We start from the raw sequence: 25,762 nt of genomic DNA on the forward strand, positions 1-25,762 counted from the left end.
TACGTTGAAAGGAATATCTCGAATGAGTATCCGTGAGGTGAGCGAGGTTCTTAATACTGAACCTTCGGAGGAATTTCTTAAAGCCTGTGCTCAGGACGAGCGCCTTGGGATACAGAATCTGATTGTTCGCTATTATAAGGAATGGGAAGCCCGCCTGGTGGAAGCAGAACGCATCGAAGCCCTGTTAAGGGAAGAAAAACAACTGTGGCTCAACGGGTATCTACATATTGCCGGAATTGATGAAGCGGGGAGGGGGCCTTTGGCAGGTCCCGTCGTGGCGGCTACCTGTATTCTTCCCGCCAAATTTAATTTACCCGGGCTTAACGATTCCAAAAAATTGACGGAGAGCAAACGGGAAAAACTGTTCCAACAGATCAAAGAGCAGGCTATCGGCTATGCTGTCGGCAGTGCGGAACCTGCTGAGATCGATGGTTTGAATATACTTCAGGCTACCAAATTGGCCATGAAGAGAGCCGTAGAGGGCTTAAAAGTGCGTCCCCATTTTTTACTGATTGATGCTTTGGAATTACCCAGTCTCAAGATACCCCAAAAAGGCATCATCGATGGCGATGCTTTAAGTGCCAGTATCGCAGCCGCATCCATTTTGGCCAAGGTCTCCAGGGATCATTTAATGGGTGAACTGGACAAACTTTATCCTGAGTATGGATTTGCTAAGAACAAGGGTTATGGTACCCGGGAACATCTGATGGCTCTGCGCCGTTGTGGCGTGAGTCCGATTCATCGCCGAAGCTTTGCTCCAGTTCAACAGCAACTGGATATTGTTTGAAAATATTTATAATTGGCATTCAAGATATTAGACATACATAATTGTTGACTATTCATAAACAAATATGGCACAATGGGTTTGGTTTATGGGAAACACAATTTTTTTTATGAAGGGAGGTAGGAAGATGTCTGATAATTTTGCTGCTGTGGGGATTGCTCTTGTGGTGGCAATTGCCATCAACTTAATTATGATGTTGATGCCAAAACTCTTAGCTCCGAAAAAACCGGTTCCTGAAAAGTTAACACCCTATGAAGGTGGTAACCAAACCATTGGACGTACTTGGTTAGGCTTCAAAAGCAATTATTTTCTTTATGCCCTTGTTTTTACGGCCTTTGACGTAGAAACGGTATTCCTGTTTCCGTGGGCGTTGTCGTTCCGCCAACTGGGAACCTTCGCTTTTATTGAAATGTTCGTATTCATTGTCATTCTTTTAGTTGGTTTCTGGTATGCTTGGAAGGAAGGTGCATTAGAGTGGATGTAGCAAAAGAGAAAGAACTCCGCGAAGCCGAAGCTCTTATGGAAAAAAATGTGCTGCTCACCAGTATTGATAAAGTTCTCAACTGGGGTCGGGGGCATTCTTTTTGGCCGGTAACCTTCGGTTTAGCTTGCTGTGCTATCGAAATGATGGCTGCAGGTGGTCCGCGTGTTGACATCTCTCGTTTTGGGTATGAGGTCTTCCGGGCGTCACCTCGCCATGCCGATGTCATGATTGTCGCTGGAACATGTACTCGCAAAATGGCTCCTCTGCTGCGGATGATTTACGACCAGATGCCTGAGCCGAAATGGGTTATTGCTATGGGCAGCTGTGCCAGTGCAGGCGGCCCTTTTGCGGATTCCTATTCCATGTTGACAGGTGTGGACAAAATAGTCCCCGTCGATGTCTATATTCCCGGCTGCCCTCCACGGCCGGAATCCTTAGTATATGGGTTGCTTCAACTTCAACATAAAGTGAATCACCCAGATAAGGTGAGGTTATTGAAACATGGGAAATAATGAATTATTAAAAAAACGTGTGGATGAGTTAGCATCCCGCGTCAGCGGAACTGTTGAAGAGATTCTTGACACCTTAGTGCTTACCGTCAAGGCGCCTTATATTACGGAAACTTTGACTGCGGTTAAAAGCTTCGGAGAAGTGCCTTGTGACTTTCTCCACGACATTGGGGGCGTGGATAAGCTGGATCATTTCCAAGTGGTCTATCAATTGACAAGCTTGCGCGGACCCCAAAAGCTGAGAGTCAAAGCGATTGTCGACCGCGACAACCCGGTGATTGATTCCGTAACCCGTATTTGGGCAGGTGCCGATTTCATGGAACGGGAAGCCTATGATATGTTTGGTATTCAATTCAAAGGACATCCCAATCTGAAACGGATTTATATGTGGGATGACTTCGAAGGGTTCCCGCTGCGCAAAGATTATGTCACAGAGCCTGCAGAAGTTCGAAATGTTATGCGTGTGCGCAGGGAAGATGATTAAGGGGGTAGAGCCATGACTGATTTATACAATGAAGGAACGGAAGAACTCCTTTTAAACATGGGCCCTCAACATCCGAGTATGCACGGCGTATTTCGTATGGTGGTTCGTCTACAAGGAGAAACAGTAACCGGAATTGAACCCAAAATCGGCTATCTGCACCGCGGATTGGAAAAGATCGCAGAAAGCCGTACCTATCCGCAATTTATTCCTTATACCGATCGTTTGGATTATCTTGCTTCACCTCATAATAATCTGGCTTATGTCCAAACTGTGGAAAAATTGATGGGCCTGGAGATTCCCGAGAGAGCGGAATACCTTAGAATTATCTTAGCTGAACTGGCCCGCTTCGCCAGCCACCAAGTGTTCATTGCCAGCGCCGCCTTGGATATGGCAGGATGGACGGCTTGGGGATATCCTTTCCGGGATCGGGAGAGAATTCTTGATCTGTTTGAAATGATGTCAGGCAGCCGTTTGACCGTGAATTGCATGCGCATCGGCGGCGTCAGCGCAGAACCTCCCGCAGAATTCTGGCCTGCTTTGGAATCCTTCCTGGACGATATGCCCGAGAAATTGGAAGAGTATTTCAATATCTATATGGGCAATGAGATTGCTCAGGCGCGGATGAAGAAGGTAGGGATCCTCTCCAAAGAGGTTGCGGAAAACCTTTGCATCACAGGTCCGGCTTTACGGGCCTCCGGCGTTCAGTATGACGTTCGGAAAGCTGAGCCTTACGGGATTTATGATCGTTTTGATTTTGAAGTTCCTGTGCTTTACGGCTGTGATACCTATGATCGCAATCTGATCCGTTTCATGGAGATGAACGAAAGCCTTAAGATCATTCGTCAAGCGGTGAGGGATATCCCTGAGGGCCCGATTATGGCGAAGGTGCCTAAAATTATTAAACCACCGGCCGGTGAAGTGTATCATCGTGTGGAAAACCCCAAAGGCGAACTCGGTTTCTATATCGTCAGCAACGGAACGCCGAAACCTGAGCGGGTTAAGATTCGGGCCGGTGCCTTCGTCAATCTTCAATGCTTAAATGAAATCGGTGTGGGCACCTATATCCAGGATCTTATCGCAAGCTTTGCATCCTTGGATGCAGTGCTCGGTGAAGTGGATAAGTAATACTCTCAATGAGGGGAGAAGAAGATGGAAGCTATACGTGCGTTAAATGAGTTGCCAAAAAATATTGCGGCTGCCATCCGCGGGTTGTTTGCGGATCCGTATTCGCTTTGGGCAGACTTGACCATGACCTTAATCGGGATGATCCTGATCATCGTGGTTATCGTCATTTCAGCACTTTTACTGATTGTTCTCGAACGTAAAATTGCCGGTTGGGGATCTCAGCGTCCCGGCCCAAACCGCTTAGGTCCACGGGGATGGTTTCAAACGATTGCCGATGCGCTGAAGCTGCTGGGTAAAGAAGACCTTACCCCTGCCAACGCAGATCGGATTATGTTTAAGATTGCTCCTATGTTTATTTTCGGTATTCCCATTTTGACCTTGACCATCATTCCATTTGGTTATGCTATGACCGTCATCGATCTGGAACTGGGTGTGTTTTTCTATCTGGGAATTACCTCCGTCTCCACCCTTGCTTTGTTAATGGCAGGCTGGAGCTCCAACAATAAGTATTCCTTGCTGGGTGGTATGCGCGCCGTTGCGCAGATGATCAGTTACGAAATACCCTTGATTTTCTCACTTCTTGGGGTTGTCATGCTGACTCAGACCTTTAACTTGACGAAAATCGTGGAAGCACAGGCGGCATTGCCCTTTATTTTCTTGCAGCCTATAGCATTTATTATCTTTTTGATATGCGGACAAGCGGAAGTCAACAGGGCGCCCTTCGACCTTTTAGAAGCTGACCAGGAAATCATCGCCGGACCCTTTACGGAGTACACGGGATTGCGCTGGGGATTGTTCTACCTTGGTGAGTACGCTAATCTTGTCGCCATGTGTGCCTTGGCAACTACCGTATTCTTAGGCGGCTGGCAAGGGCCTGGTGTTTTACCGGGCTGGGCTTGGTTCTGGTTAAAAGTAGGTCTCTTGATCTTTATCTCCATGTGGGTGCGCTGGACGTTCCCGCGGATTCGGATTGACCACTTGATGCATTTGGCCTGGAAGGTCTTGTTACCGCTCGCGCTTCTCAACATCTTGTTGACGGGTCTGGGGATTTATATCTATCAGCTCGTGATTGGAGGGTGACAGAGTGTTAGGTAAAGGATTATTAACGGGAATGGGCATCGTGCTCAAGAAGATGCTCGGACCAAATATCACAGAGTTCTATCCTGAGGTTATGCCGAATCTTCCCAAGACCGTTCGCAGCTCCATGGGACTGGAGCCGGATAAGTGCATCTCCTGCACATTATGCGCTTTGGCCTGTCCGAACAAGGTCATTACCTTAACCAGTGAAAAGGATGAGAACAATAAAAAAGTTCTCAAGACCTATCACATGGATGTAGGGCGTTGCTTGTTCTGCGGCCTCTGCACGGAAGCATGTCCTACGAATGCGCTGACCGTGACCCAGGAGTTTGAGAACTCCGTCTTCTATCCTGAAGATTTATATTGGGATATGATTGAGCGTTCGAAGCGTAATGGGAAGGAGGGCAACGAATGAGTACTATGGCGACCATTGTGTTCTTCATTTTCGCCATAATCGCCGTGGCTTCAGCATGGGGAGTTGTTACCTCGAAAAACATTGTCCACAGTGCGTTTTTCCTGGCTCTTTCCTTTGCCGGGGTTGCCGTCCTGTATGTCCTCTTAAATGCTGAGTATCTTGCAGCAGTTCAACTTCTCGTTTATGCAGGCGCAATTTCGATTATGGTGATCTTTGCAGTCATGCTGACCTTAAGGGGCGATGTGGCTGAAAGCAGCCCTGTCACCAAAAAATGGACCCAAGGGGCTTTAGTAAGCGCTCTTGTCTTCATTGTTTTGGCCTTGGTTATTCTGACCAATAGTGACTGGCGGATTCTTGCCATGCCTGCACTTGCTGGAGGGACCACAGTAGAACTCTCCAAACTGCTCTTGTCATGGTATATGGTGCCCTTTGAAGCGGCGGCCATCCTGATTACTGTAGCCTTGATTGGGGCAGTGATTATCGCGAAAGGAGGGCATGAAAGCAAATGAGTATAAGCGTTGGGCTTGGATCCTATCTTTTGGTTGGAGCGATGCTTTTTTGCCTGGGGCTCTACGGAGTTTTCGTGAAGCGAAATATCATTGCCATTCTCATGTCCATTGAATTGATGCTTAACGCAGTGAATATTAACTTCATTGCTTTTAGCCGCTTTGCCCCCTGGGCTAATCCCGGGACAAATCCCCTCATTGGACAGGTAGCGGCCATCTTCGTGATCGTAGTTGCCGCAGCGGAAATTGCCGTGGGATTGGCCTTGGTTATCGCCATCTATCGCAATCGCCGTACCACGAATGTGGATGAATTCAACTGGTTGAAATGGTAGAGAGTCTATGGAGAGGTAGGTGTTCAAGGAAATGAATGATCTTTTTCAATGGGCATGGTTGATTCCCTTTTTGCCCTTCCTGTCGTTTCTACTCATCGCCTTAGTCACAAAGCGATCCAAAAGACTGTCCTCCACCATTTCTATTTTGGCGATTCTTACTTCGTTTGGATTGTCCATAGCTATCGGTCTTGGTGTTATTCAGTCTGGCTCGCAAATCGTTGAAAACCCCGTGCTGACCACTGTGAACTGGCTCAGCATCGGCGGACTTCATATTGACTTTGGTACACTCATTGATCCTATGAGTGCGATGATGTTATTTGTCGTGACCTTGGTGGCATCCATGGTGCAGATTTACTCCATCGGATATATGCATGGAGACCCCGGTTTTTCACGTTATTATGCCTTTCAATCCTTATTCGCAGCATCCATGCTGGGCATGGTCTTAGCAACAAACCTTCTGCAATTGTTTATCTTCTGGGAACTGGTGGGACTTTGCTCTTATCTGCTCATCGGCTTCTGGTTCTTTAAGGTATCCGCACGGGAAGCGGCCAAAAAGGCCTTCATTACCACCCGCGTCGGAGACTTTGGTTTGCTCTTGGGGATTTTATTCCTCTACAATACCTTTGGTACTTTGGATTTCTATGGTCCTGGTTCCTTATCGGTGCAAATGGCGACCAGCTTCCATGATTTTGCCCTGATCGGCGGCGTAAGCTATCTTACCATCATGGCAATTTTGGTCTTCATCGGACCCGTTGGGAAATCCGGTCAGTTCCCCTTGCACGTTTGGCTTCCGGATGCCATGGAAGGTCCTACCCCCGTCAGTGCCTTGATCCACGCCGCTACCATGGTTGTGGCCGGGGTTTATCTGGTGGCGCGGATGTTCTTCCTCTTTGATAACGCATCTCCTTTTGCTCTGCAGCTGGTGGCAGGAATGGGTGCCTTTACAGCCATTTTTGCGGCCACCATAGCTATTGCGCAGGACGATATCAAACGCATCCTGGCTTATTCGACCTTAAGCCAATTGGGCTATATGATGTTTGCTCTGGGCGTTGGTTCCTTAACCGCTTCCATGTTCCACCTGATGACCCATGCCTTCTTTAAGGCCTTAATGTTCTTGGGAGCAGGTTCTGTCATCCATGCCCTGCATCACAAGCAAAACATTTGGGATATGGGTGGACTCTGGAAGAAGATGCCGATTACCGGCACCACTTTCTTCATTGGGGTCTTGGCTATTGCCGGTATTCCGCCCTTTGCCGGATTCTTCTCCAAAGACGAGATCTTGTTGGCGGCCTACCATGGTCACCCCATTATCTTTGCGGTAGGCTTGTTTACGGCCTTCCTGACCGCCTTTTATATGAGCCGTCTCTTCTTTGTGGCCTTCATGGGCGAAGAGAAACCGGAGAATCATCCTCACGAATCTCCTTGGGTTATGACCCTGCCCCTAATCATCTTAGCCTTCTTCAGTGTTGTCGGCGGCTGGGTTGCCTTGCCTGAGCATAACTTCGGATATTTCGTGCATTATGGTGAATTCCATCATGAAAGCATTAACTGGATGATTGCGACCATTTCAATCATTGCCGGAGTTCTGGGCATTGGCTTGGCCTACATCACTTATGTGACCCGGGCGATCAAGGCTGAGAATGTGGTGGCCCGTTTCCCTGGTGTCTATAAACTGCTTAAAAACAAGTACTATATCGACGAAATTTATCTCTGGTTCATTCATAAGGTTATGGATGGCATTGTGGCCAAAGTCCTTTACTGGTTTGACCTCTATATTGTGGACGGTATTGTTAATGGTCTGGCAGCCCTTACCCGGGGTTCAGGCCGCGCCTTGCGCCGTACCACCACAGGCCAGATGCAAACCTATGCTTTGGTATTCTTCGTTGCCATTGTGGTTATCTATCTTGTCTTCGCCCTGGGCGAAGGACAGCTTTCGGCGCTTAATCCCGCAGCTATGCTAGGAGGTGTTAAGTAATGTCGCCATTGGCACTTCAGCCTGAAGTAGGCTCCTTTATTCTGCCATTCGCACTGTTGGCACCGATTCTAGCAGCATTTATCATTGTTTTCCTTCCCAAAGAAGAAGGAAAAACGATCAAACTGGTGGCAGCACTGGGAACACTTACTTCCTTGTTGCTCTCTCTCTATGTATTCTTTGCCTATGACCGCTCTTTAGCAGGGATGCAGTTTAATCTCACGATTCCGCTGATTCCGGATATCGGTGTTAATCTGGCTTTCGGGGTGGACGGTATCAGCATTCCGATGCTCCTGCTCACGAACCTCATCGCCTTTACTGCCGTGTATTCTTCCTGGAACATCGAGAATCGTGTCAAAGAGTTCTTCGTGTTGCTCTTAATCCTGATTGCCGGGGTTATGGGAACCTTCATTGCCCGGGACCTGTTTATCTTCTTCCTGTTCTATGAAATCGTGGTTATTCCTATTTATATCATGGTTATCATCTGGGGAAGCACCAAACGGGTGACCAAAGAGTATGCAGGGATGAAGCTGACCATCTACCTGCTGCTGGGCTCCGCTTTATTGCTGGTGGCTATGGTTTCCCTGTGGGTCAATGCTACCAATCAGCTGGCGGCCATGGGCCAGGGACCGACCTTTATGTTCGATGAATTGGCAAGGCTTCAATATGACGAGACCTTCCAGATCATTTGCTTCGGTCTGTTGGCGGTAGGTTTTGGTTCACTGATTTCTATGTTCCCCTTCCATTCCTGGTCTCCCGATGGTTATGCCGGCGCTCCCACAGCGGTCAGCATGATCCATGCCGGAGTCCTGAAGAAGATCGGGGGCTATGGTTTAATTCGCCTGGGGCTTATGGTGTTCCCCTTGGGAGCAAAATTCTGGGCACCGGTGATTGCCGTCCTGGCGGTTGTTAACGTTCTCTATGCAGCCTTCATCGCTTTAGCCCAAAAAGACCTTAAGTATGTGGTCGGATATTCTTCCGTCAGCCATATGGGTTATGTTCTGATTGCCGTAGCGGCACTTAATATAACCAGCATCAATGGTGCAGTAGCCATGATGTTTGCCCACGGTGTGATGTCGGCTCTCTTCTTCTCCATGATTGGCTTTATCTATGAGAAGACCCATACCCGCAATATTGCGGAGCTGGGCGGACTGGCTCACCAGATGCCCCGTCTGGCCGTAGGCTTCTTGCTGGCAGGTATGGCCGGCCTGGGATTGCCCGGTACAGTGAACTTTATCGGTGAATTCACCATCTTCATTGGCACGGTTAAGGTATTGCCGGTCCATGCGGTGGTTGGTATCGCCGGGATTATCTTTACAGCTGTGTATTCCCTCCGACTCATTGCCAATGTCCTCTTTGGACCTCGCCGTAAGGAATGGGATCATCTGAAAGACCTGCGCGGTCCTGAGCTTGTTCCTTTGGTTGTCCTGGTCTTTGTCATCATCATAACGGGTGTCTTCCCGAACACCGTGCTGCAATTGATCGACACCGGGGTCCAATCTTCAGGGTTAGCTAAGGTGCTTGAAGCTGTGACTCAGGCGAAGATGGGAGGGTTGTTCTAATGATGAGTTTCGAATTATCTTTACTCTCAACGGAAATCATTATGGCAGTCCTTGGCCTTGGCTTATTCGCAGTAGGTCTCATCCTTCCCCGCGGGTCGAGACAAGGAATGTTCCCTCTTACCTTATTCGCCCTTTTGGGAACCCTTGCTTACGCTGTCTATGATTTCTTCTATGGTGGAAATGCGGCATTCCTGCAAGGAATGTATATGCACGACCAATTTGCAGGCTTTTTCAAGATTCTTTTCCTCGTTGCGGCACTCCTGGTAGTGCTTTCCACGAAAAACTATGTGGCTAAATTCCAGGCTTACCGCGGTGAGTTTTACCCCCTGCTCCTCTTGGCCGCTTTGGGCATGATGCTGATGGCTGGTGCCGGGGATCTTCTCACGATGTATGTAGGCTTAGAGTTGATGACCATCACCTTCTATATTCTCGTCGCTTACCATCCCAATGATCCCAAATCCTCAGAGGCGGGCATTAAGTATTTGGTGCTGGGAGCCGCCTCTTCAGCAGTTCTGCTCTACGGTATCAGCCTGATCTATGGACTCACCGGCTCCACTCAGATGTTTACTGTGGCCATGTCCTTAGGTGCTGAGGCGAATACAGTGACTATCCTGGCTACCGTGATGATGCTGGCTGGATTTGGCTTTAAAATCAGTTTGGTTCCTTTCCATATGTGGGCACCGGATATTTATGAAGGGGCTCCTGCTCCCATCACCGCATTCTTGGCCACAGCCTCCAAAGCCGCCGGTTTTGCGGCCTTGGTCAGATTCTATGTCCTGATGATGTACAATCATTCCATGGCTGAAGCCGGACTCATCCTGCTTCTGGTATTGGCCGCTATAACGATGATCATCGGTAACCTGATGGCCTTCCCCCAAAAGAATATCCAACGCTTGATGGCTTATTCGGGGATTGCTCAGGCAGGCTACATCATCGTTGGCGTCATCGCAGTCTCCATTGCCAGCTCGGTATCCCAATGGGGAGTCGATCCGGTCAGTGCTTTTGTGGATGGGATCAAAGGGGTATTGTTCTACCTGATGATTTATGTCTTTGCTAACCTGGGGGCCTTCGCGGTCATTACCCATGTGGCCCAGAGCCAGGGCAGCACTGAGATCAAGGATTACGCAGGTTTGGCAAAACGTTCCCCGCTGGCCGCCGCAGTTCTTACCTTATCCGTTCTTTCTTTGGCTGGGATTCCGCCCTTGGCAGGATTTGTGGGTAAATTCTACCTTTTCTCGGCAGTCATCAACCAAGGACATGTCTGGATAGCGGTGATAGGTTTTGTGATGAGTATGATTTCCGTCTATTACTATTTATCCATTGTTAAGATCATGTATCTGGGCGATGGGGAAGGATTACCTGAAGTGCCTGTTCATGGTGCGGCCAAATTTGGCATGATATTCTCCATGATTGTCACGATTGTTTTAGGTATTTACCCCACACCTTTGGCTCAAATGGCGCTTACCGCCGCTTCGAGCCTGGTAAAATAGAATACCATAATGTCTTTTAAGAGAGTCTCAGCTTATGCTGAGGCTCTTTTCGTAAGGAACTGCTCTGCTCTGGAAAGTTCCGGAAGCTTAGTCTCCAGGATTTTGCTTTACACCGGTCGCTCCATAAGCTGCGCGGACAAAACTAACGCTCAAGCTCTCCGCTCCGAAAGGTGCCCGCCCAAATCGCTCCTGCTCAATGGGCGCTTGGAAACGTCCTGTTTCCAACCTTTCTCCGCTGCATGCTTTTCGCGAAGTTTTGTTTCCGCTCGCTTAAAGTCGCTTCCCTTGTGTAAATCAAAATCCTTGGGCCTGTTTTTCGGATCTGAGCGAGTGAGGCGTTGTAGGAGATGTGTGGGAGGCCGCCTTATCTGAGCTGCTTTTTGTATCCTTAACGACACCCCTTGGACTACTCGAAGAAAGCACCAAGAAAGCTGAACAGCAGAGCTGAAGAAGACCCGCAAACTTGACTTTGAAAAAAGTCCCATAAGACGTAGCTTTGCGCACAAAAGAGAACGGCTTTAGCGGAAGGGCGGTCGGGTTAACGAAGCTATCTTAACGTAGCGGAGCCACGGTTAACATGTAGAAAGCAGCGGGGTTTGGCGCAGCTGTTAAGATAGCGAGTGAACCAGCCCTGGAGCTATGGAGTGAACGTTGTGCGTAAAGCTACGCGACCCAGGCAAAAGGCAACATGAGCGGTCGCCGTACTGTACAACAGATTCTTGCTGGGATAAAGGGACCTAATATGTTAAAATACCTAAAAACTTAGAGATCCAAGAAAATCAAAGGAGAGCTGCTTATGAGTGAACATCGGCAAGCATTGGGAAGATATGGGGAAGAACTTGCTGTCAAGCATATTAGGCAGGCTGGACTTACTGTACTGGAATGCAATTATCGCTGTCCTTTAGGAGAAATGGATATCATTGCCCGAGAAGGAGAGACGATTATATTTATTGAAGTCAGGACTCGTTCCACGGGAAGCCGGGGGTGGGGAGAAGAAAGCATTACGGCTAAGAAGCGGGAGCGGCTTTATCGCATAGCCACTCATTATTTAAAGTTCAGGAATTATAAAGAATGGCCTTCTTTACGTTTTGATTTAATTGCTATACGTTGCCAGAACCAGGAAGGCAAGCAGCCGGATATCATCTGGATTCGCGGTATCTAGTACTCTGTAACCTGATTACATTTCTGGCTGTTAAACTTTCCTATGACTGGGTTGTCGTCAATCACAATGCGAACGGTGGCGGGTATTTTGAAACGGGGAAGATGTGTTATTGATAGAGGTATGATAAAATGCAGATAGGACAAGATTGGAGGGAGGACGGCTATGAATGCGATTTTAGTAATTGATGATGAAGAACGTATACGTCATTTGGTTCGCATGTATTTGGAACGGGAAGGCTATGAGGTGGATGAAGCAGGCAATGGGCGGGAAGCTCTGGAAAAGTTTCAGAAACAGGACTATGCTCTGCTGATCGTCGATTTAATGATGCCTGAGATAGATGGCTGGAAAGTATGCCGGGATGTGAGAGAGAGATCCGATATCCCGATCATAATGCTCACAGCCCGAGGGGAAGAGTTTGATCGTGTGTTAGGTTTTGAATTGGGCGCAGATGATTATCTCGTGAAACCATTTAGCACCAAGGAGCTGGTAGCGCGGGTAAAAGCGCTTTTAAGGCGTTCCCGGGGGAATACGGCCATAAGTTCTTCAGACTTACTCTTCGGTCCCCTTAAAATTGAGAAGGATAAACATCGGGTGTCCATCGATGATGAACAAATTCCTTTTACGCCAAGGGAATTTGAGCTCCTTTACTTTTTAGCCAAAAACCCCAGCCGGGTGTTTTCCAGAGAACAGCTGATGGAAACCGTATGGGGCTATGATTTCTATGGTGATGCCCGCACAGTGGATACTCATGTCAAGAAGATTCGTGAAAAGCTGGCTGACCCTAAAGTAAGGAGCATGCTTGCTACGGTATGGGGAGTGGGCTATAAATTCGATCCCGAAGCAGTCAATGAATAGTACGCGCTCGAAAAGAGGAGAAAAAATTGAACTTTGACCTGCGTCCGCGAAGTATAAGTATGAAATTATGGGCTGCTATAACCGCTTTAATTCTCGCGGTTTTGGGCGGATTAGGGGTAACCATCACCTTGCTTTTTGGTGACTTTTACTTCCAGCAAACTTTGGATACTTTGGGGAAAGAAGTGGAGGAAATATCCCATTACCTCGGAGAGCAGCCTAATTGGTCGCAGCGCTTATTTGCCATTGATGAAATCCGTCTGTCCTCGGATACGCAAATGGTTGTCATTGACCGTTACAGCGAGATTATCGCCATTAAGGGCGGGAATGTGGCGGCAAGCTTCGGAACCAATGATCGTATCGGTTGGGGTGATGTTTCGGGGGAGATGAGCTGGCTGATCCGCTCCTTATACCCTTCGGATTTTTTGTCAAGGACGGATATTGCCGAGGTCCTGGCCGGAAAGGTGATAACGATTAAAGCGATTCCCAGGAATAAAACGGGACAAGCGATGCTCATTGCTGCAGCCCCTTTAGGCAATCCCAGTGAAGCTATTGTCGTTTTGGGAACGTCACCGGCCCCTGTTCAGGATAGTATTAATGCCTTTCGCCGGATGACTTTATATGTATCTCTGGCAGCTGTGGTTTTGGCCACTTTGGTAAGCTTAGTCTTTGCCAGACAAGTGACACGGCCCTTAGCCTTGATGCAGAAAGGTGCCAGCCAAATGGCCAATGGAGACTTTCAGCCTATTACCGGAGTGAGAAGCCGGGATGAGTTAGGCGAACTTGCCGATGTCCTGAACTCCATGGGAGAAAGCCTTAAAAATCACATGACTTGGCTGTCTGAGGAGAGGAATCTTCTGCTGGGCATTGTCGAAGGAATCAGTGACGGCGTCATTATGCTGGATGGGGAAGGGGAGATTCTCTACACCAATGAACCGGCTAAAGCTCTGTGGCAGGGCTCGGGATCGGAAGAAGAGTCTTCAGAGCGTAAAGAAACTCTGATGGCCTTTTTACGAGAATCCATGGAGGGTGTTGAGATCGATAAAAAGATCCATTTCAACTTAGATACCCAAGTGCTTCAAGTGGCTATGGCGACAACCCAATTTGAAGACGGCAAACAGGGCTATGTTGCCGTACTGCGGGATATTACCGCATCCTTAAGGGCAGAAAAAGAGCGGCGGGATTTTATGGCCAGTGTCACTCATGAATTACGCACCCCCCTTCACTTGATTCAAGGCTATTTGGAAGCTATCCAAGATGGAGTGATCGCTAAAGAGGAGCAGACGGAACACATCGATCTGGTACTGGAGGAAGCGAAGCGCTTAGCTAAATTGGTCATGGAACTTCAAGAGCTGGACCGTTTTGAGAGTTGGAAGAATTTTGAGAAAAAAGAAATTGATTTGGCCGGCTTTATCCAGGAATTGGGCTACCGTTTCCAGGGACGAGCCGATGAGTTAGGAATCCATTTGCAAATGGATAACGGTAAAGGAGTTATCCATGCCAATCGGGATCGTTTGCTTCAAGTCTTTATCAATCTCATCGAAAATGCCTTCCGCCACACTCCTGAGGGCAAAAGTGTCTACATTAGGATCATTGACAGTGAAGAGCATATTCAATTTAATGTAGAGGATCAGGGAGAGGGAATTCCTCCTCAAGCCCTGCCCCATATTTTTGATCGATTCTATCGGGTGGATAAATCCCGTTCAAGGAAGGAAGGGGGGATGGGATTAGGCCTATCCATTGTCATGCTGATCGTCGAGGCTCATAACGGGGAGATTAAAGTCGAAAGTGAAGTAGGCAAGGGAACAACCTTTAAGGTGATTCTACCCAAGTAAGAGAACGATGAGGGAGGGTAGTTTCTATGCGTATAGAGCAGCTTCAGCATATTATCGAAGTAAATAATAAGAAATCCATCTCGGAAGCGGCGAAAACTTTCTTTATGAGCCAGCCACAGCTTAGCCACTCTATGAAAAACCTGGAGGATGAGCTGGGCTATAAACTGTTCCGCCGCAATCGGGGAGGCTTGATTCCGACCTGCCAAGGGAAAGAAGTTGTGGGTTTGGCCCGTGAAATCATCAATACTATTGAAGAACTTAAGTCTCTGGCAAGTGGTGAAGCCAATCTGACCGGCAATCTCAGTCTGACTCTTGCCCCAGGAGCTTTCAACTCCTTTGCCGGTCTTTTGCTCACTCGTTTCAATGAAAAGTACCCTAATGTTAATCTAATGATTACTGAGGATATAGGCATTGCCATCGTGGATAAGGTAGCTATGGGAGCATGTTTAATGGGAGTGCCGGTGTGGACCAGCAACGATGACGATACCATGCGCAAGCTCCTCGACAGTAATGACCTGGCCTATGAGGAAATTATTGAGGATGATTTATGCCTGGTTATTGGCAAGCGACATCCTTTGGCCGCTAAAGAGAGCATAGAATTAGCTGATTTAGAAGGAATGACCTTTGTGGATTATTGTGGCAGGTATCGCAATTTGCTGCGCAATTGCGGAATTGATACGGCTAAGAGGGAGTTCCTGATTGTCTACAACCGTGAGGTCATGAAAACAATCATTGCCAAAAATCAGGGAATCGCCGTTTTTCCGCGTTTCTTCTTGCATAATGATTTATTTTTTGAACAAGAATTACTTAGCTATCGTGCCATCGAAAAGATAACCGATAAAGTTAAAATGAAAATGTACCTTATCTATTCCAGAACTGAACCTTTGTCTCATTCTGCGAAGCAGCTGAAGAAGATGCTCAGCGAGATAATTGCCGGCAACCCTAGTTAAAGGGGAGGTTTTATTCATGCGGGTAGAACAACTTGATCAAATCGTAAAAATTCATGAACATGGCTCCCTTTCCAAGGCGGCCAGTGCGCTTTTTATCAGCCAACCTTCATTAAGCGTATCCGTCAGTCGGCTGGAGGAAGAATTGGGACTGAAGATCTTTGAACGCAGTAATACAGGAGTTGCACCTACGGAACAAGGGGAAGCTGCCTTGGCGCTGGCAAGAACTATTCTGACCTTAAGTGAAAAGATCAAGGGCATGATGGACGGGAGAAAAGTTCTGATCCGTAATCTTCAGATGGCGATACCAGGAGCCTTTGCCAATGCTATAGCCCCCGATCTGCTGGTGAAATTTCATGAGATCTATCCAGAGGTTAATCTGCATATCCATGAGGCTCCCTATTATGAAATCGTCGAGAACATGGATCGGGGAGCCTATTCCATAGGCGTTATACCCTGTGGACAAGATGGCAAAAAGGATTTACTCAAGCAGCTGAATGACGTGGAGATCGAATGGGAGATCATCTCCGGTGGTCAGGCTAAATTATTGCTTTTCTTAAGCAGCAAAAATCCTTTGGCAGATAAAGAGCGGATCAGCTTCTCCGATATTAAGTCCATGAAGATGATTTCCTATAAAGAAAACTATATCCAAACTTCGCGAAATTTAAGATGTCCTCTGCATAAGCCGATTATTGTTGAGGATATTGAATTGCTGAAAAGGCTGATCAGCGCTGACTTCGGGTTTTCTATTTTTCCGGAGATATTGGCTTACAACGATCTATACATGAGCAGTGGAAGGATTAAGGCTATACCCATGCATGAGTTAAGTGAGCAGTGGGATATCTTTATCTTATACTCTCATCACGAATCCTTGTCATTTATCGAAAGAGAATTGCTGGCATTAGTTAAAGAACTGATTCGGGACAACCTGATCAGTCAGATAGAATAAGAGGTATAACCTAATAGTAAATATGCTATATATGCACAAGTAAGTGCATATATTTTTTTTCACATACCTGACATAACAAAACCTATATTATGCAAAGGGAAAACAATATCCTACAATAAGAGCAACCAATTGGTTCATCAACATTATTTATGTCAAAGGTCGGAAGGAAACAAAAAGGAGGGATTGTGAAAGTACGGTCTTTCTTCTTTGCGTGCGCTCTAATATTGTAGGTAATAAAATGTTCGATAGTTGTTGCGAAAAACTAGCTGCGGTAATGGAAATGATTCTAAGTATTAAAGGAGAGTGGAAATTATGGAGCCTGTTGCTGGTGCTGACAAAGTTACTGCTAGTAACAAAATAATATTACCTAATGATAAAAAAGTTTATATCCATTGCTTGATTGGTTTGGCTATTATGGCTATTTTTTGGTTTATGGCGCCGATTGAACCGATTACGCCAGTGGGGATGAAGGTCGTTGGCGCTTTTTTGGGCATGGTGTATTTGTGGTCAGCAGTCGGCAGTCTGTGGCCAAGCTTGCTGGGCCTGACCCTGATTGCTTTATCCGGCTATGGCGGGCAAGGCGCTGTCGGCTTTAAAGCCGTTTTCCTCAATGCTTTTGGCGCGGACACGGTTTTGCTGACATTGTTTGCGATGGTCTTGTTTGGCGCTATGGACGAAGCGGGCTGCACCAAATACATTGCGCGCTGGCTGCTGACCCGGAAGATTATCAATGGCCGTCCCTATGCTTTTATGGGTGTAGTCTGGTTTACCTGCTATGTCATTTCTACCTTGGTATCGCCGATCACCGGTTTGATCCTGATGTGGCCGATCACCTTGCGCATTATGGACACCCTGAAGATAGAACGCGGTGATAAAATCTGGCCCTTTTTCTTTGTGGGAATGTTTGCCGTGATGACTTTGGGCCAGCCCTTCTTCCCCTTTATGGGCGCTCAATTGATTGTGGTAAGTGCGTATGGCAGTATGACCGGTGTTCCCGCTGATTTGACACCGGTGCCTTATGTATCTTATATGGCGTTAAACTTTATTATGACGATGCTGCTTATGGTCACGTATATTATCATTTTGAAATTTATCCTGCGCCCGGATGTCAACAAGCTTAAGGGTGTCGATGCTGATCAGCTGGCCAGAGAACAGCCTCTGCCGCCGATGGTTTGGCCCCAGAAGACGATGATGATTATGATACCGTTGTACCTCATTATGCTGCTGGTGCCGAGCTTCCTGGATAAAAGCAATCCGGTGGTAAACCTTTTGGCAACTTTAGGGCCTTTGGGCGTGACAATTGTCTGGATTATCTTTTTTTGCATCATTCGCTACCAAGGCAAAGAAGTATTGAATTTTAAAGAGGTTTCCTATAAACAGTTTAATTGGGGCATTTTCTTCATGATTGCTGCCGCAGTTTACGGTGCAAATGCCTTGTCCAATGACGCTACAGGCGTTAAAGATTTCTTGCTGAACGCGCTGAACCCGATACTGGGCGGACAGTCAGAGATGGGCTTTGTAGCCATCATGTTTACAGTGGCTTTGATCCTTACCAACTTTGCCAACAACGCGGCTATGGCAGTGGTACTGATGCCGGTAGTGCTGGCTTTCTGCGACCAGATGGGCCTGAATCCGATGCCGGTGGCCATGGGCGTGACCATGATGGTCTTCGTGGCTATGCTGACCCCTGCCGCTTCTCCTCATGCCGGCATGATGCATGGGCGTACGGATATCTATAAAACCGGTGAGATTCTGCGCTTGGGCTTCCCGATCTGCCTTGTCACTCTGGTATATTACATCTTCATTGGTTATCCTTTGGCCAAGATGCTGTTTTAAACCAAGGTTGGAGCATGTACGGGCGGAATACCCTGGAAGAAATCGACTAAAAAATAACTCAATTGGTATAAGGAGTGTTGCATAATGAATCCGATCAAAAGTGAGCAGATTCCCCATATTATCCATAGACAAAAGGATTTGGAAGAAGCTTTTCTGGCTGAATTCTCAGCGGGTCACTATACGCTGGAGAATCCGCTGGTTAAGCTCAACCCTTATGATATTTGCCCCTTAACGGCCATGGTCTTATTTGAAACACCCGTAGCCACCGAGGCAACCATAATCGTTCGTGGCAAAGAGCACCCCGGAGATATCCGGCATACCTTCCCCGCCGATAAAAAACATATTCTGCCGGTTTATGGTCTCTATGCCGATTACGAAAATAAGCTCGAAATCGTCCTGGCCAATGGGCAGAAGAACACCATAACCCTTAAGACTGAGCCCCTTCATCCCGATGTCCCGGTGGCCACCTCGATCAAGACCACCCCGGAATACATGGGCAGCAACCTGATGTTTCTGACGGCAGCGATGAAGGCTATGCCTGTAGGCTATGACTATGCCGGAGAAGTTCGCTGGTATGCCACAAGGAACTTTGCCTTTGATCTCAAGCGTATGCCCAATGGACATATTCTCATTGGTACGGAGCGTTTGGTCAAATTGCCCTATTTCACCACAGGTCTTTATGAAATGGCCTTTAGTGGGAAGATCTGCAAAGAATACCGTCTATCCGGCGGATACCACCATGATCAATTTGTCATGGAAGATGGCAACATTCTGGTGCTTACTTTTGATTTCTACTCAGGTACGGTTGAAGATATGTGCGTGCTCCTGGATGCCAAAACGGGAGAAATTCTCAAGTCATGGGACTATAAAAAGGTCCTGCCCCAGGATGTAGCCGGTTCCGGAAGCCAGGATGCCCACGATTGGTTTCATAATAATGCCGTTTGGTACGATAAGAAGACACACAGCTTAAGCTTCTCCGGTCGTCACCAGGATGTGGTGATCAACCTTGATTATGATACAGGTGAGTTAAACTGGATCATTGGGGATCCTGAAGGATGGCCCCAGGACATGGTGGACAAATATTTCTTTACCCCGGTTGGGGAAGGGGAATTTGACTGGCAGTATGAGCAGCATGCTTGCGTCGTTTTACCTGATGGGGATATCATGCTCTTTGATAACGGCCACTTCAGAGCGAAGAAAAAAGAGAACTACTTGCCGAACGGCCAGAATTTCAGCCGTGGTGTGAGGTACCGTATTGATACCGAAAAGATGACCATAGAACAAGTATGGCAATATGGAAAAGAGCGGGGCGCGGAGTTCTTCTCTCCCTACATTTGCAATGTGGAGTATTACAATGAAGGCCATTACCTGGTTCACTCCGGCGGCATCGGCTATGAAAACGGTGAAACCTGCGAAGGTATGGCAGTTATGAAAGTCCTGCAACCGGAGTTTAAGGATAGTGTGTTTACCTTCAATTCCATTACCTGTGAGCTTAAAGATGACGTGCTGATGTATGAGTTGCAAGTACCGGCCAATTGTTACCGGGCTGAAAAATTGCCCCTCTACTATGCCCACGAAACGGCTGAATTAGGTGCGGGCGAAATACTGGGCAATTTAATTGAGACCCAGGAGACAAAGATGAAGATCAAGGCTGTGGAGACAGGTGAAAGAGTGCCGGATCATTATGAGGCATCCATCACAGAAGAAGAGGATCGGGTTCTCTTTAACGCCATCTTCGAGGCCGGGGAAATGGCTCAGCTGCTTTTGGTGGATGGAGACGGCGGGGTAAAGAGATATCCTGTCAATACTGTGCCTCAGGCCTTCCAAGCCATGTGTGTAGGGACGTTCCAGAAAGCTGACCCCCGCAATATCGATGTTTATATCAACAAGACCGGATTATCCGGAAAATATCAAGTAAAGCTCATCGCAGAAGAAAAACTCTATGAGACCGGAGTGTCTATTACAGCTTAAGTATAATAGGCAAAGAGATAGGCAAAAAACAAACGGCTGGAGAGCAGGGGATGACCCTATTCTTCAGCCGTCTGCAATTTCCGCTTGTCATGGGGTTGACGAGTGAGCCAGATGATGTCTTAAAAACAAAGAGGAAGAGTGAAGGAATCAGTGGGCACCAGGGCGGTCCAAAGCCCGGTACTGAAGGGCTTCAGCAAGATGGCGGGGCAGGATAGAGTCCTCACTATCCAAATCGGCGATGGTGCGGGCAACCCTGAGAATCCTGTCGTGACTGCGGGCGCTAAGGTGTTGACGATCGAACACATTGCGCAAAAGCTGTTCACCTGTAGAGTCGAGGCGGCAAAAAGCTGATGTTTCCTCAGCGCTCATTTCCGCATTGGTTCGGCTTTCTCCCAGGCGGGTCCATTGGTATTGGCGGGCCTTAAGAACACGTTTTTGAACATCTGCTGAGGTTTCGCTTTCCGGATAGCGGTGAAGTTCACCAAACTCCACCCGGGGAACTTCAATATGAAGATCAAGGCGGTCAAGCAAGGGGCCGGATATCCGGCCGCGGTAATGACTGATTTGCCATGGTGTACAGGTACAGACCCGCACCGAATCTCCGTTCCAGCCGCAGAGACATGGATTCATACTGCAGACGAGGCTCAAACGTGCCGGGTACCTGACACTGCCCCGCTGGCGGGTTAAGGTAAGTTCCCGGTCTTCCAGGGGTTGACGCAGAGATTCCAGGACTCCCCGGGAAAACTCCGGCAATTCATCCAGAAAGAGCACGCCATGATTGGCAAGAATGAGTTCACCGGGCTTAAGATCATGCCCGCCACCGAGAATTCCGCTTACAGTTGCCGAATGGTGGGGCTGCCGAAAGGGTCTCTTCTGGATAAGCTGCCCGTTATGGCCGAGCAAGCCGGCGATGCTGTAAATCTTGGTGACTTCCAGGCTTTCAGAGCGGGTTAAAGGAGGCAGAATGCCTGCATAGGCTTTGGCAAGCATGGTTTTACCAGAGCCGGGGGGACCTATGAGCAGAAGGTTGTGCCCACCGGCAGCGGCGATTTCTAAGGCTCGTTTGGCTTGCTGCTGTCCCCGAATACTGCTTAAATCGATAGGATGATCCGCAGTTACTTCTGGTGAGGAGGGTTTTGCCTGGGGATTGCCGAAGAGTTGATCCGTTTCCAAAGAATGGACCAGCTGGGCCAGATACGCTGCGGAGCCGCTTTTAATCTCTTCAATGAGGTTAGCTTCAGGAAGGTTTTCTGGAGGAACGATTAGATCATAGTCACTGTGCGGGGCTAAGGATACGGCCATGGCGAGAATTCCGGGGACCGGCCGCAACTGCCCTTCAAGGGATAACTCCCCGACAAAGACGGTATGAGAAAGACCTGCAAATGAACATTGTCTGGTAGCCGCTAAAATGCCGATGGCAATAGGCAAATCTAAACTGGAACCATCCTTTTTCAGATCAGCAGGAGCCAGATTAACCGTAATACGCTGCAAGGGAAAATCAAACCCTGAATTTTTGATGGCTGAGCGAACCCGCTCCCGGGACTCACGTACGGCAGCCTTGGCCAGCCCAACGATGCTGAACTCAGGCAAACCATTGGAGACATCCACTTCCACCCGTATTAAATGCGCCTGAATACCGGAAACCGCCATGCCATGAACAGCAGCAAACATCCAAATCCCTCCCATAGGAGGAAGAATTCGACAAAATACTGGAGTTTCCTTCCAAAATAGCTTGAAAATTTGTAAAAATTAGGCTCCTCCCCGTGTAGTCATTTTCACAGCCGACTATGGTGGGAGGAGCAGATTTCTCATTTTATTCGTTTAAGGTAAGCAGTTTCTATTTGCAGGATGTCAATCTTGGCTTCTATACGCTCTAAGGAGCGTGAAACATTCTGATTGACATCTTTTTGTAGTTCTCTGCTGTCAAATAAAGCTGTAATTTTTCTCGTTAAATCTTCTTCCATGCGAACCTGAGATTGTTTAAGGTTAGAGATATCTGTTTTCATATCGGTGATATCAGCCTTCATGGTGTTGATATCAGCCTGCATCACTTCTTGGTTGATTGCTAAGGTATCTATGCTTTTAGTGAGTGTACTCAGCTGCTGGATGACTAATTCCTGAAATTGGCCGTTATCCAACTTATCAACCCTCCTTATCAACTGGGCATCCCGCTCAAATTTGCTCTCCAGATAATCATATAAGACAAGCTTGGGGTTGTAAAGCGCAAAAAACAATTTCTGGAACATTATTAGGAAATAGAGGAAGTGAGAAGGATTGGTCGAATATCTAATCGTATATTTATGAATAGCAACGACTATGCTATAATTATTATTTAAGATTAATAGATAGGGTGTGTATGTCATTGATGGCCCGGTTGGAAACTTTAAAGGATAAAAAACCTGATTTTGACCCGCAAAAGAAGAATACTATGCAGGCAATTGCTCAATTAGTTCGTCCACGGCAATGGGTTAAGAATTCCTTTGTCTTCATCGGTCTCCTTTTTACTCAAAACCTTAACCAACACCTGATTCTAAAGGTCATCATTGCTGCGGTGGCCTTTTGTCTTGTTTCCAGCGCAGTCTATGTGATGAATGATTTTGTCGATCGAGATTATGATCGGAATCATCCGACTAAATGTAAGCGTCCCCTTGCTTCAAATCGGGTGACCCTTTCTGCGGCAGGCTCGGTTTTCGTACTGTTTCTGCTGGGGGGACTTCTCTTGGGCTGGCATGTGTCAAAAATTGCTGCCGGAATTCTTGTTTTGTATGTTGCCCAGAATTTGGCTTATACAAAGGGGCTTAAGCGGATTGTGCTGATCGATGTATTTATTATTGCCCTGGGCTTTATGATGAGGATTCTCATGGGAACCTGGGGAGTGGGAATTCCCCCTTCAGAGTGGCTCTTATTGTGTGGCTTTATGGTAGCTCTTTTTATGGGCTTCGGAAAGCGGTGTTCCGAATTGAACGAATTGAGCGTGGATGCCGGATTGCATCGGCCTGTTTTGGAACGATACAGCCCCGGGTTGCTGAATCAATTGCTGGGGATTACGGCTGGAGGGGTTATCTTTACCTACAGTCTATATACTCTCGATTCGGCAACGGTGGCTCTTCATCATACCACCAATCTCATTTATTCAGTGCCCTTTGTAATCTATGGTATTTTCCGCTATCTTTATCTTATTCATAAAGGTGAGGCGGGAGATCCATCCAAACTTGTCACTAAAGACAGGCATCTCATCGCGGTCGTTATGCTTTGGGTTCTCTATGTTTTGTGGACTCTTAAGCTTCATGATTTAGTATTAGGGGTGTTGTGATGTTCTGGATTCTGCTCATTGGTTTGCTGGCTGATGTACTGTGGGTCATGCTGGTACCCACAGTGCCTTTTTCGGATTTCTCATATTATCACCACTTAGCAACCCAAATTGCCGCTGGCGGACCATGGGGTGATACCTACACATCTGTCGGTTATCCTATTTTCCTGGGATTCTTTTATAAGCTGTTCGGGAGTTCGCTCTGGGTTGCCAAATGTTTAAATATTGCCCTGAGCACAGCAAATAATATCCTTGTCTATTTTCTGCTTAAAAAGATCTCCATCCCAGGGAGGCTGCGGAATACCTTCCTTTTGCTCTTTGTTTTATTCCCGATGAATGTTTACTACAATAGCTTAGTGGCTTCGGAAATTCTTTTTACCACAGGGCTGCTCTCGGTATTATTGCTCTACTTTTCCAATCTTCGTTGGAAGTATGTTGGGATTGGCCTGTTGACGGGACTCAATGCCATGGTGAAGCCCTTTTTTCCGGCCTTCGTTCTGGCCGTCTTCCTGGTCGAAGTTTTAAGCGAGAGGAATTTCCGGCAGAGCCTTAAGCGGTCTGGAATCGTGCTTCTCGTGGCGCTTGTCGTGCTATCCCCCTGGCTCTACCGAAATTCCAAGATATTTGGGGAGTTTTGCTATATTTCCAACAACAGCGGAATCGTTCTCTACATTAACAACAACTCTCAGAATAAAGTGGGAGGCTGGATGCCTGCCGAGGACGTTGCTGATTCTCTGGTTAAAACACCGGTCTATCAGGAAGCCAATGCCCTTGAAAAGAATAAGATGCTTAGCGCGGCAGCCAAAGAGTGGATCGCAGGCCATCCTGTTGAATTTGTCGGTTTGGGAATAAAGCGGCTTGCCCGCACCTTTCTGTTCTTCGGAGATATTAATTATGCCTTGCGAGGGACGGCGCTCGCAGTGCCAAGTATTCAAGTGTTCCTTACTGCTCCGGGGAGTAATTGGCTATCGTTTTTCTTATTCCTGACCTCCGAGCTGGTGCGGGCCCCCGTCTTCTGGCTGGGCTGCATCGGCATACTAAGTTATTCCTGGCGGGTTCTGAGAGGCCTTTTCCGCTCGGGTGGAGGTGGACCAAGAAGAATCAATAAAGAGAAACTTACCCTCTTGATAACATTCTTGATGTTTGCCGGCATCTATTTTATCACAGAGGGGCAGAGCCGTTACGCTTTCCCAACGGTGATGATGTTAATCTATTTCGCCCTTTGGCGGGTGTATCAATGGCAGGATGAGATGGGGGAATAAGATGTTAGGGCAAATTATCATCTCGGTGATTCTGGGAGCATTTGGCCAGATCCTCGTAAAAATCGGAGCAAAAAATCTTGAACTGGATTTTGCTCCTGAGAATTTACTGAGAAGCCTCGGTGCAATTATGCAAAACTTCCCGGTGATGTCGGGGCTGTTTCTCTACGGGGTAAGCTTCATATTATGGATTAAAGTGTTGACTAAGACGGAATTAAGCTATGCGTACCCTTTTGTTAGCCTGGGCTATATTTTTATCATGGCGTTTTCGGTTATGGTCTTTAAAGAGAATATTTCCTTTTACCGGGTGCTGGGAACGGTGTTGGTTATTGTCGGCGTTATTTTTATTTCCAGGAGCTAGGGCTCTGCAACACCTGGGAAGCCCCTTCGCTTGATTTAATTTGCTATGGGATAGAGATGTGCTCCTCTGACTGCAGTGGGTTTTTACTAACCTGACTGGGTTGGCGGAGCATTTTTTTTATTAAATTATATTTGACAAATAGGATAGGGGGGTATACTATAATTTCAGGAGGTGGACACTTATGGACAAAAAAATGGAACACTGTCCAGCTTGCCATGACTCAAATTCTCAGAAAAGTGAAAGACTAAGCCATCATAACGAAAAGACCATTCGTGAATTGGCCAACCGGATGAATCGCATCGAAGGCCAGATTCGCGGTATCAAAGGAATGATTGAAAATCATGCCTACTGTGACGATGTATTAAACCAGATTGCTTCGGCTCAAGCTGCTCTTAACGGAGTCTCCAAGCTTCTTCTGGAAAAACACATGAAATCCTGTGTGCTTGAGCAACTTCAGGAGGGCAACGAGCAAGTCATCGATGAGCTGGTCAAAACCATGCACAGAATGATGAAATAAGCGGCAGCAAGGACTTATAGCGG

General features: G+C 47.3%; 25 protein-coding genes. 23 read left to right on the top strand and 2 right to left on the bottom strand.

Annotation, left to right across the window (positions count from 1 at the left end; translation table 11 throughout):
* Positions 1 to 4 precede the first annotated feature (4 nt).
* The 19 genes from DESLBE_RS24200 to DESLBE_RS24295 all read left to right on the top strand — a co-directional run bounded on the left by DESLBE_RS24200 (position 5) and on the right by DESLBE_RS24295 (position 20,292).
* Positions 5 to 787 carry a ribonuclease HII gene (locus DESLBE_RS24200; RefSeq protein ID WP_011460441.1) on the top strand — a complete coding sequence of 261 codons (783 nt, stop codon included), beginning with the start codon at positions 5 to 7 and terminating at the stop codon, positions 785 to 787.
* Between the two features lie 124 nt (positions 788 to 911).
* Positions 912 to 1,268 (top strand): NADH-quinone oxidoreductase subunit A, encoded by a 357-nt coding sequence (locus tag DESLBE_RS24205; protein WP_011460440.1) that lies wholly within the window; start codon positions 912 to 914, stop codon positions 1,266 to 1,268.
* The gene (locus DESLBE_RS24210) at positions 1,259 to 1,780 is read left to right on the top strand and encodes an NADH-quinone oxidoreductase subunit B (protein ID WP_005813216.1); all 522 of its coding nucleotides are present in this window, start codon (positions 1,259 to 1,261) and stop codon (positions 1,778 to 1,780) included. The genes DESLBE_RS24205 and DESLBE_RS24210 overlap by 10 nt, the downstream gene beginning before the upstream one ends.
* The gene (locus tag DESLBE_RS24215) at positions 1,770 to 2,261 is read left to right on the top strand and encodes an NADH-quinone oxidoreductase subunit C (protein WP_005813217.1); all 492 of its coding nucleotides are present in this window, start codon (positions 1,770 to 1,772) and stop codon (positions 2,259 to 2,261) included. The genes DESLBE_RS24210 and DESLBE_RS24215 overlap by 11 nt, the downstream gene beginning before the upstream one ends.
* 12 nt (positions 2,262 to 2,273) lie before the next feature.
* Entirely contained in the window at positions 2,274 to 3,386 is a 1,113-nt protein-coding gene (locus DESLBE_RS24220; RefSeq protein WP_015944760.1) for an NADH-quinone oxidoreductase subunit D, read from the top strand.
* Between the two features lie 24 nt (positions 3,387 to 3,410).
* Positions 3,411 to 4,466, top strand: a complete 1,056-nt coding sequence (nuoH, locus tag DESLBE_RS24225) for an NADH-quinone oxidoreductase subunit NuoH (RefSeq protein WP_005813219.1) — start codon at positions 3,411 to 3,413, stop codon at positions 4,464 to 4,466.
* 4 nt (positions 4,467 to 4,470) lie between these two features.
* The gene (locus tag DESLBE_RS24230) at positions 4,471 to 4,878 is read left to right on the top strand and encodes an NADH-quinone oxidoreductase subunit I (protein WP_011460438.1); all 408 of its coding nucleotides are present in this window, start codon (positions 4,471 to 4,473) and stop codon (positions 4,876 to 4,878) included.
* Positions 4,875 to 5,387 (top strand): NADH-quinone oxidoreductase subunit J, encoded by a 513-nt coding sequence (locus tag DESLBE_RS24235; RefSeq protein ID WP_005813221.1) that lies wholly within the window; start codon positions 4,875 to 4,877, stop codon positions 5,385 to 5,387. Before DESLBE_RS24230 ends, DESLBE_RS24235 begins: the two co-directional genes overlap by 4 nt.
* Complete coding sequence (gene nuoK / locus DESLBE_RS24240) at positions 5,384 to 5,716, top strand: NADH-quinone oxidoreductase subunit NuoK (protein ID WP_005813222.1); 333 nt, start codon at positions 5,384 to 5,386, stop codon at positions 5,714 to 5,716. The genes DESLBE_RS24235 and nuoK overlap by 4 nt, the downstream gene beginning before the upstream one ends.
* Before the next feature lie 19 nt (positions 5,717 to 5,735).
* Positions 5,736 to 7,691 (top strand): NADH-quinone oxidoreductase subunit L, encoded by a 1,956-nt coding sequence (gene nuoL / locus DESLBE_RS24245; RefSeq protein WP_011460436.1) that lies wholly within the window; start codon positions 5,736 to 5,738, stop codon positions 7,689 to 7,691.
* Complete coding sequence (locus tag DESLBE_RS24250) at positions 7,691 to 9,250, top strand: NADH-quinone oxidoreductase subunit M (protein ID WP_005813230.1); 1,560 nt, start codon at positions 7,691 to 7,693, stop codon at positions 9,248 to 9,250. Before nuoL ends, DESLBE_RS24250 begins: the two co-directional genes overlap by 1 nt.
* Positions 9,250 to 10,740, top strand: a complete 1,491-nt coding sequence (locus DESLBE_RS24255; protein WP_015944759.1) for an NADH-quinone oxidoreductase subunit N — start codon at positions 9,250 to 9,252, stop codon at positions 10,738 to 10,740. Before DESLBE_RS24250 ends, DESLBE_RS24255 begins: the two co-directional genes overlap by 1 nt.
* Positions 10,741 to 11,536: 796 nt before the next feature.
* On the top strand, positions 11,537 to 11,902 hold the full coding sequence (locus DESLBE_RS24265) for a YraN family protein (RefSeq protein ID WP_018210944.1): 366 nt from the start codon (positions 11,537 to 11,539) through the stop codon (positions 11,900 to 11,902).
* A gap of 162 nt (positions 11,903 to 12,064) precedes the next feature.
* A complete protein-coding gene (locus DESLBE_RS24270; RefSeq protein WP_005813236.1) occupies positions 12,065 to 12,757 on the top strand; it encodes a response regulator transcription factor in 693 nt (230 codons plus the stop codon).
* 26 nt (positions 12,758 to 12,783) lie between these two features.
* Positions 12,784 to 14,589: an ATP-binding protein gene (locus DESLBE_RS24275; RefSeq protein WP_015944757.1), complete on the top strand. Its 1,806-nt coding sequence runs from the start codon at positions 12,784 to 12,786 to the stop codon at positions 14,587 to 14,589.
* Between the two features lie 26 nt (positions 14,590 to 14,615).
* Entirely contained in the window at positions 14,616 to 15,539 is a 924-nt protein-coding gene (locus DESLBE_RS24280) for a LysR family transcriptional regulator (protein WP_005813240.1), read from the top strand.
* A 16-nt stretch (positions 15,540 to 15,555) separates the two neighbouring features.
* Positions 15,556 to 16,485, top strand: a complete 930-nt coding sequence (locus DESLBE_RS24285; protein WP_005813242.1) for a LysR family transcriptional regulator — start codon at positions 15,556 to 15,558, stop codon at positions 16,483 to 16,485.
* Between the two features lie 312 nt (positions 16,486 to 16,797).
* The gene (locus tag DESLBE_RS24290) at positions 16,798 to 18,321 is read left to right on the top strand and encodes an SLC13 family permease (RefSeq protein WP_005813244.1); all 1,524 of its coding nucleotides are present in this window, start codon (positions 16,798 to 16,800) and stop codon (positions 18,319 to 18,321) included.
* 84 nt (positions 18,322 to 18,405) lie between these two features.
* Positions 18,406 to 20,292 (top strand): aryl-sulfate sulfotransferase, encoded by a 1,887-nt coding sequence (locus DESLBE_RS24295; protein ID WP_005813245.1) that lies wholly within the window; start codon positions 18,406 to 18,408, stop codon positions 20,290 to 20,292.
* A 147-nt stretch (positions 20,293 to 20,439) separates the two neighbouring features.
* Here the strand turns inward: DESLBE_RS24295 and DESLBE_RS24300 are convergent, their stop codons facing one another.
* Together DESLBE_RS24300 and DESLBE_RS24305 are read right to left on the bottom strand one after the other, a co-directional pair.
* Positions 20,440 to 21,963, bottom strand: coding sequence for a YifB family Mg chelatase-like AAA ATPase (locus tag DESLBE_RS24300; protein ID WP_144678434.1), 1,524 nt, complete (start codon positions 21,961 to 21,963; stop codon positions 20,440 to 20,442).
* Between the two features lie 137 nt (positions 21,964 to 22,100).
* Complete coding sequence (locus DESLBE_RS24305) at positions 22,101 to 22,430, bottom strand: hypothetical protein (RefSeq protein WP_018307065.1); 330 nt, start codon at positions 22,428 to 22,430, stop codon at positions 22,101 to 22,103.
* Between the two features lie 227 nt (positions 22,431 to 22,657).
* On the opposite strand from DESLBE_RS24305, the gene DESLBE_RS24310 reads away from it, so the two are divergent.
* The 4 genes from DESLBE_RS24310 to DESLBE_RS24325 all read left to right on the top strand — a co-directional run bounded on the left by DESLBE_RS24310 (position 22,658) and on the right by DESLBE_RS24325 (position 25,739).
* A complete protein-coding gene (locus tag DESLBE_RS24310) occupies positions 22,658 to 23,605 on the top strand; it encodes a decaprenyl-phosphate phosphoribosyltransferase (protein ID WP_005813250.1) in 948 nt (315 codons plus the stop codon).
* The gene (locus tag DESLBE_RS24315; RefSeq protein WP_144678435.1) at positions 23,605 to 24,864 is read left to right on the top strand and encodes a glycosyltransferase family 39 protein; all 1,260 of its coding nucleotides are present in this window, start codon (positions 23,605 to 23,607) and stop codon (positions 24,862 to 24,864) included. The genes DESLBE_RS24310 and DESLBE_RS24315 overlap by 1 nt, the downstream gene beginning before the upstream one ends.
* A 1-nt stretch (position 24,865) precedes the next feature.
* Positions 24,866 to 25,222, top strand: a complete 357-nt coding sequence (locus DESLBE_RS24320) for an SMR family transporter (protein WP_015944750.1) — start codon at positions 24,866 to 24,868, stop codon at positions 25,220 to 25,222.
* Between the two features lie 181 nt (positions 25,223 to 25,403).
* A complete protein-coding gene (locus DESLBE_RS24325) occupies positions 25,404 to 25,739 on the top strand; it encodes a metal-sensitive transcriptional regulator (protein ID WP_005813255.1) in 336 nt (111 codons plus the stop codon).
* Positions 25,740 to 25,762 lie beyond the last annotated feature (23 nt).

Source organism: Desulfitobacterium sp. LBE (assembly GCF_007830365.1).
In the GTDB taxonomy this organism is placed as follows: domain Bacteria; phylum Bacillota; class Desulfitobacteriia; order Desulfitobacteriales; family Desulfitobacteriaceae; genus Desulfitobacterium; species Desulfitobacterium hafniense.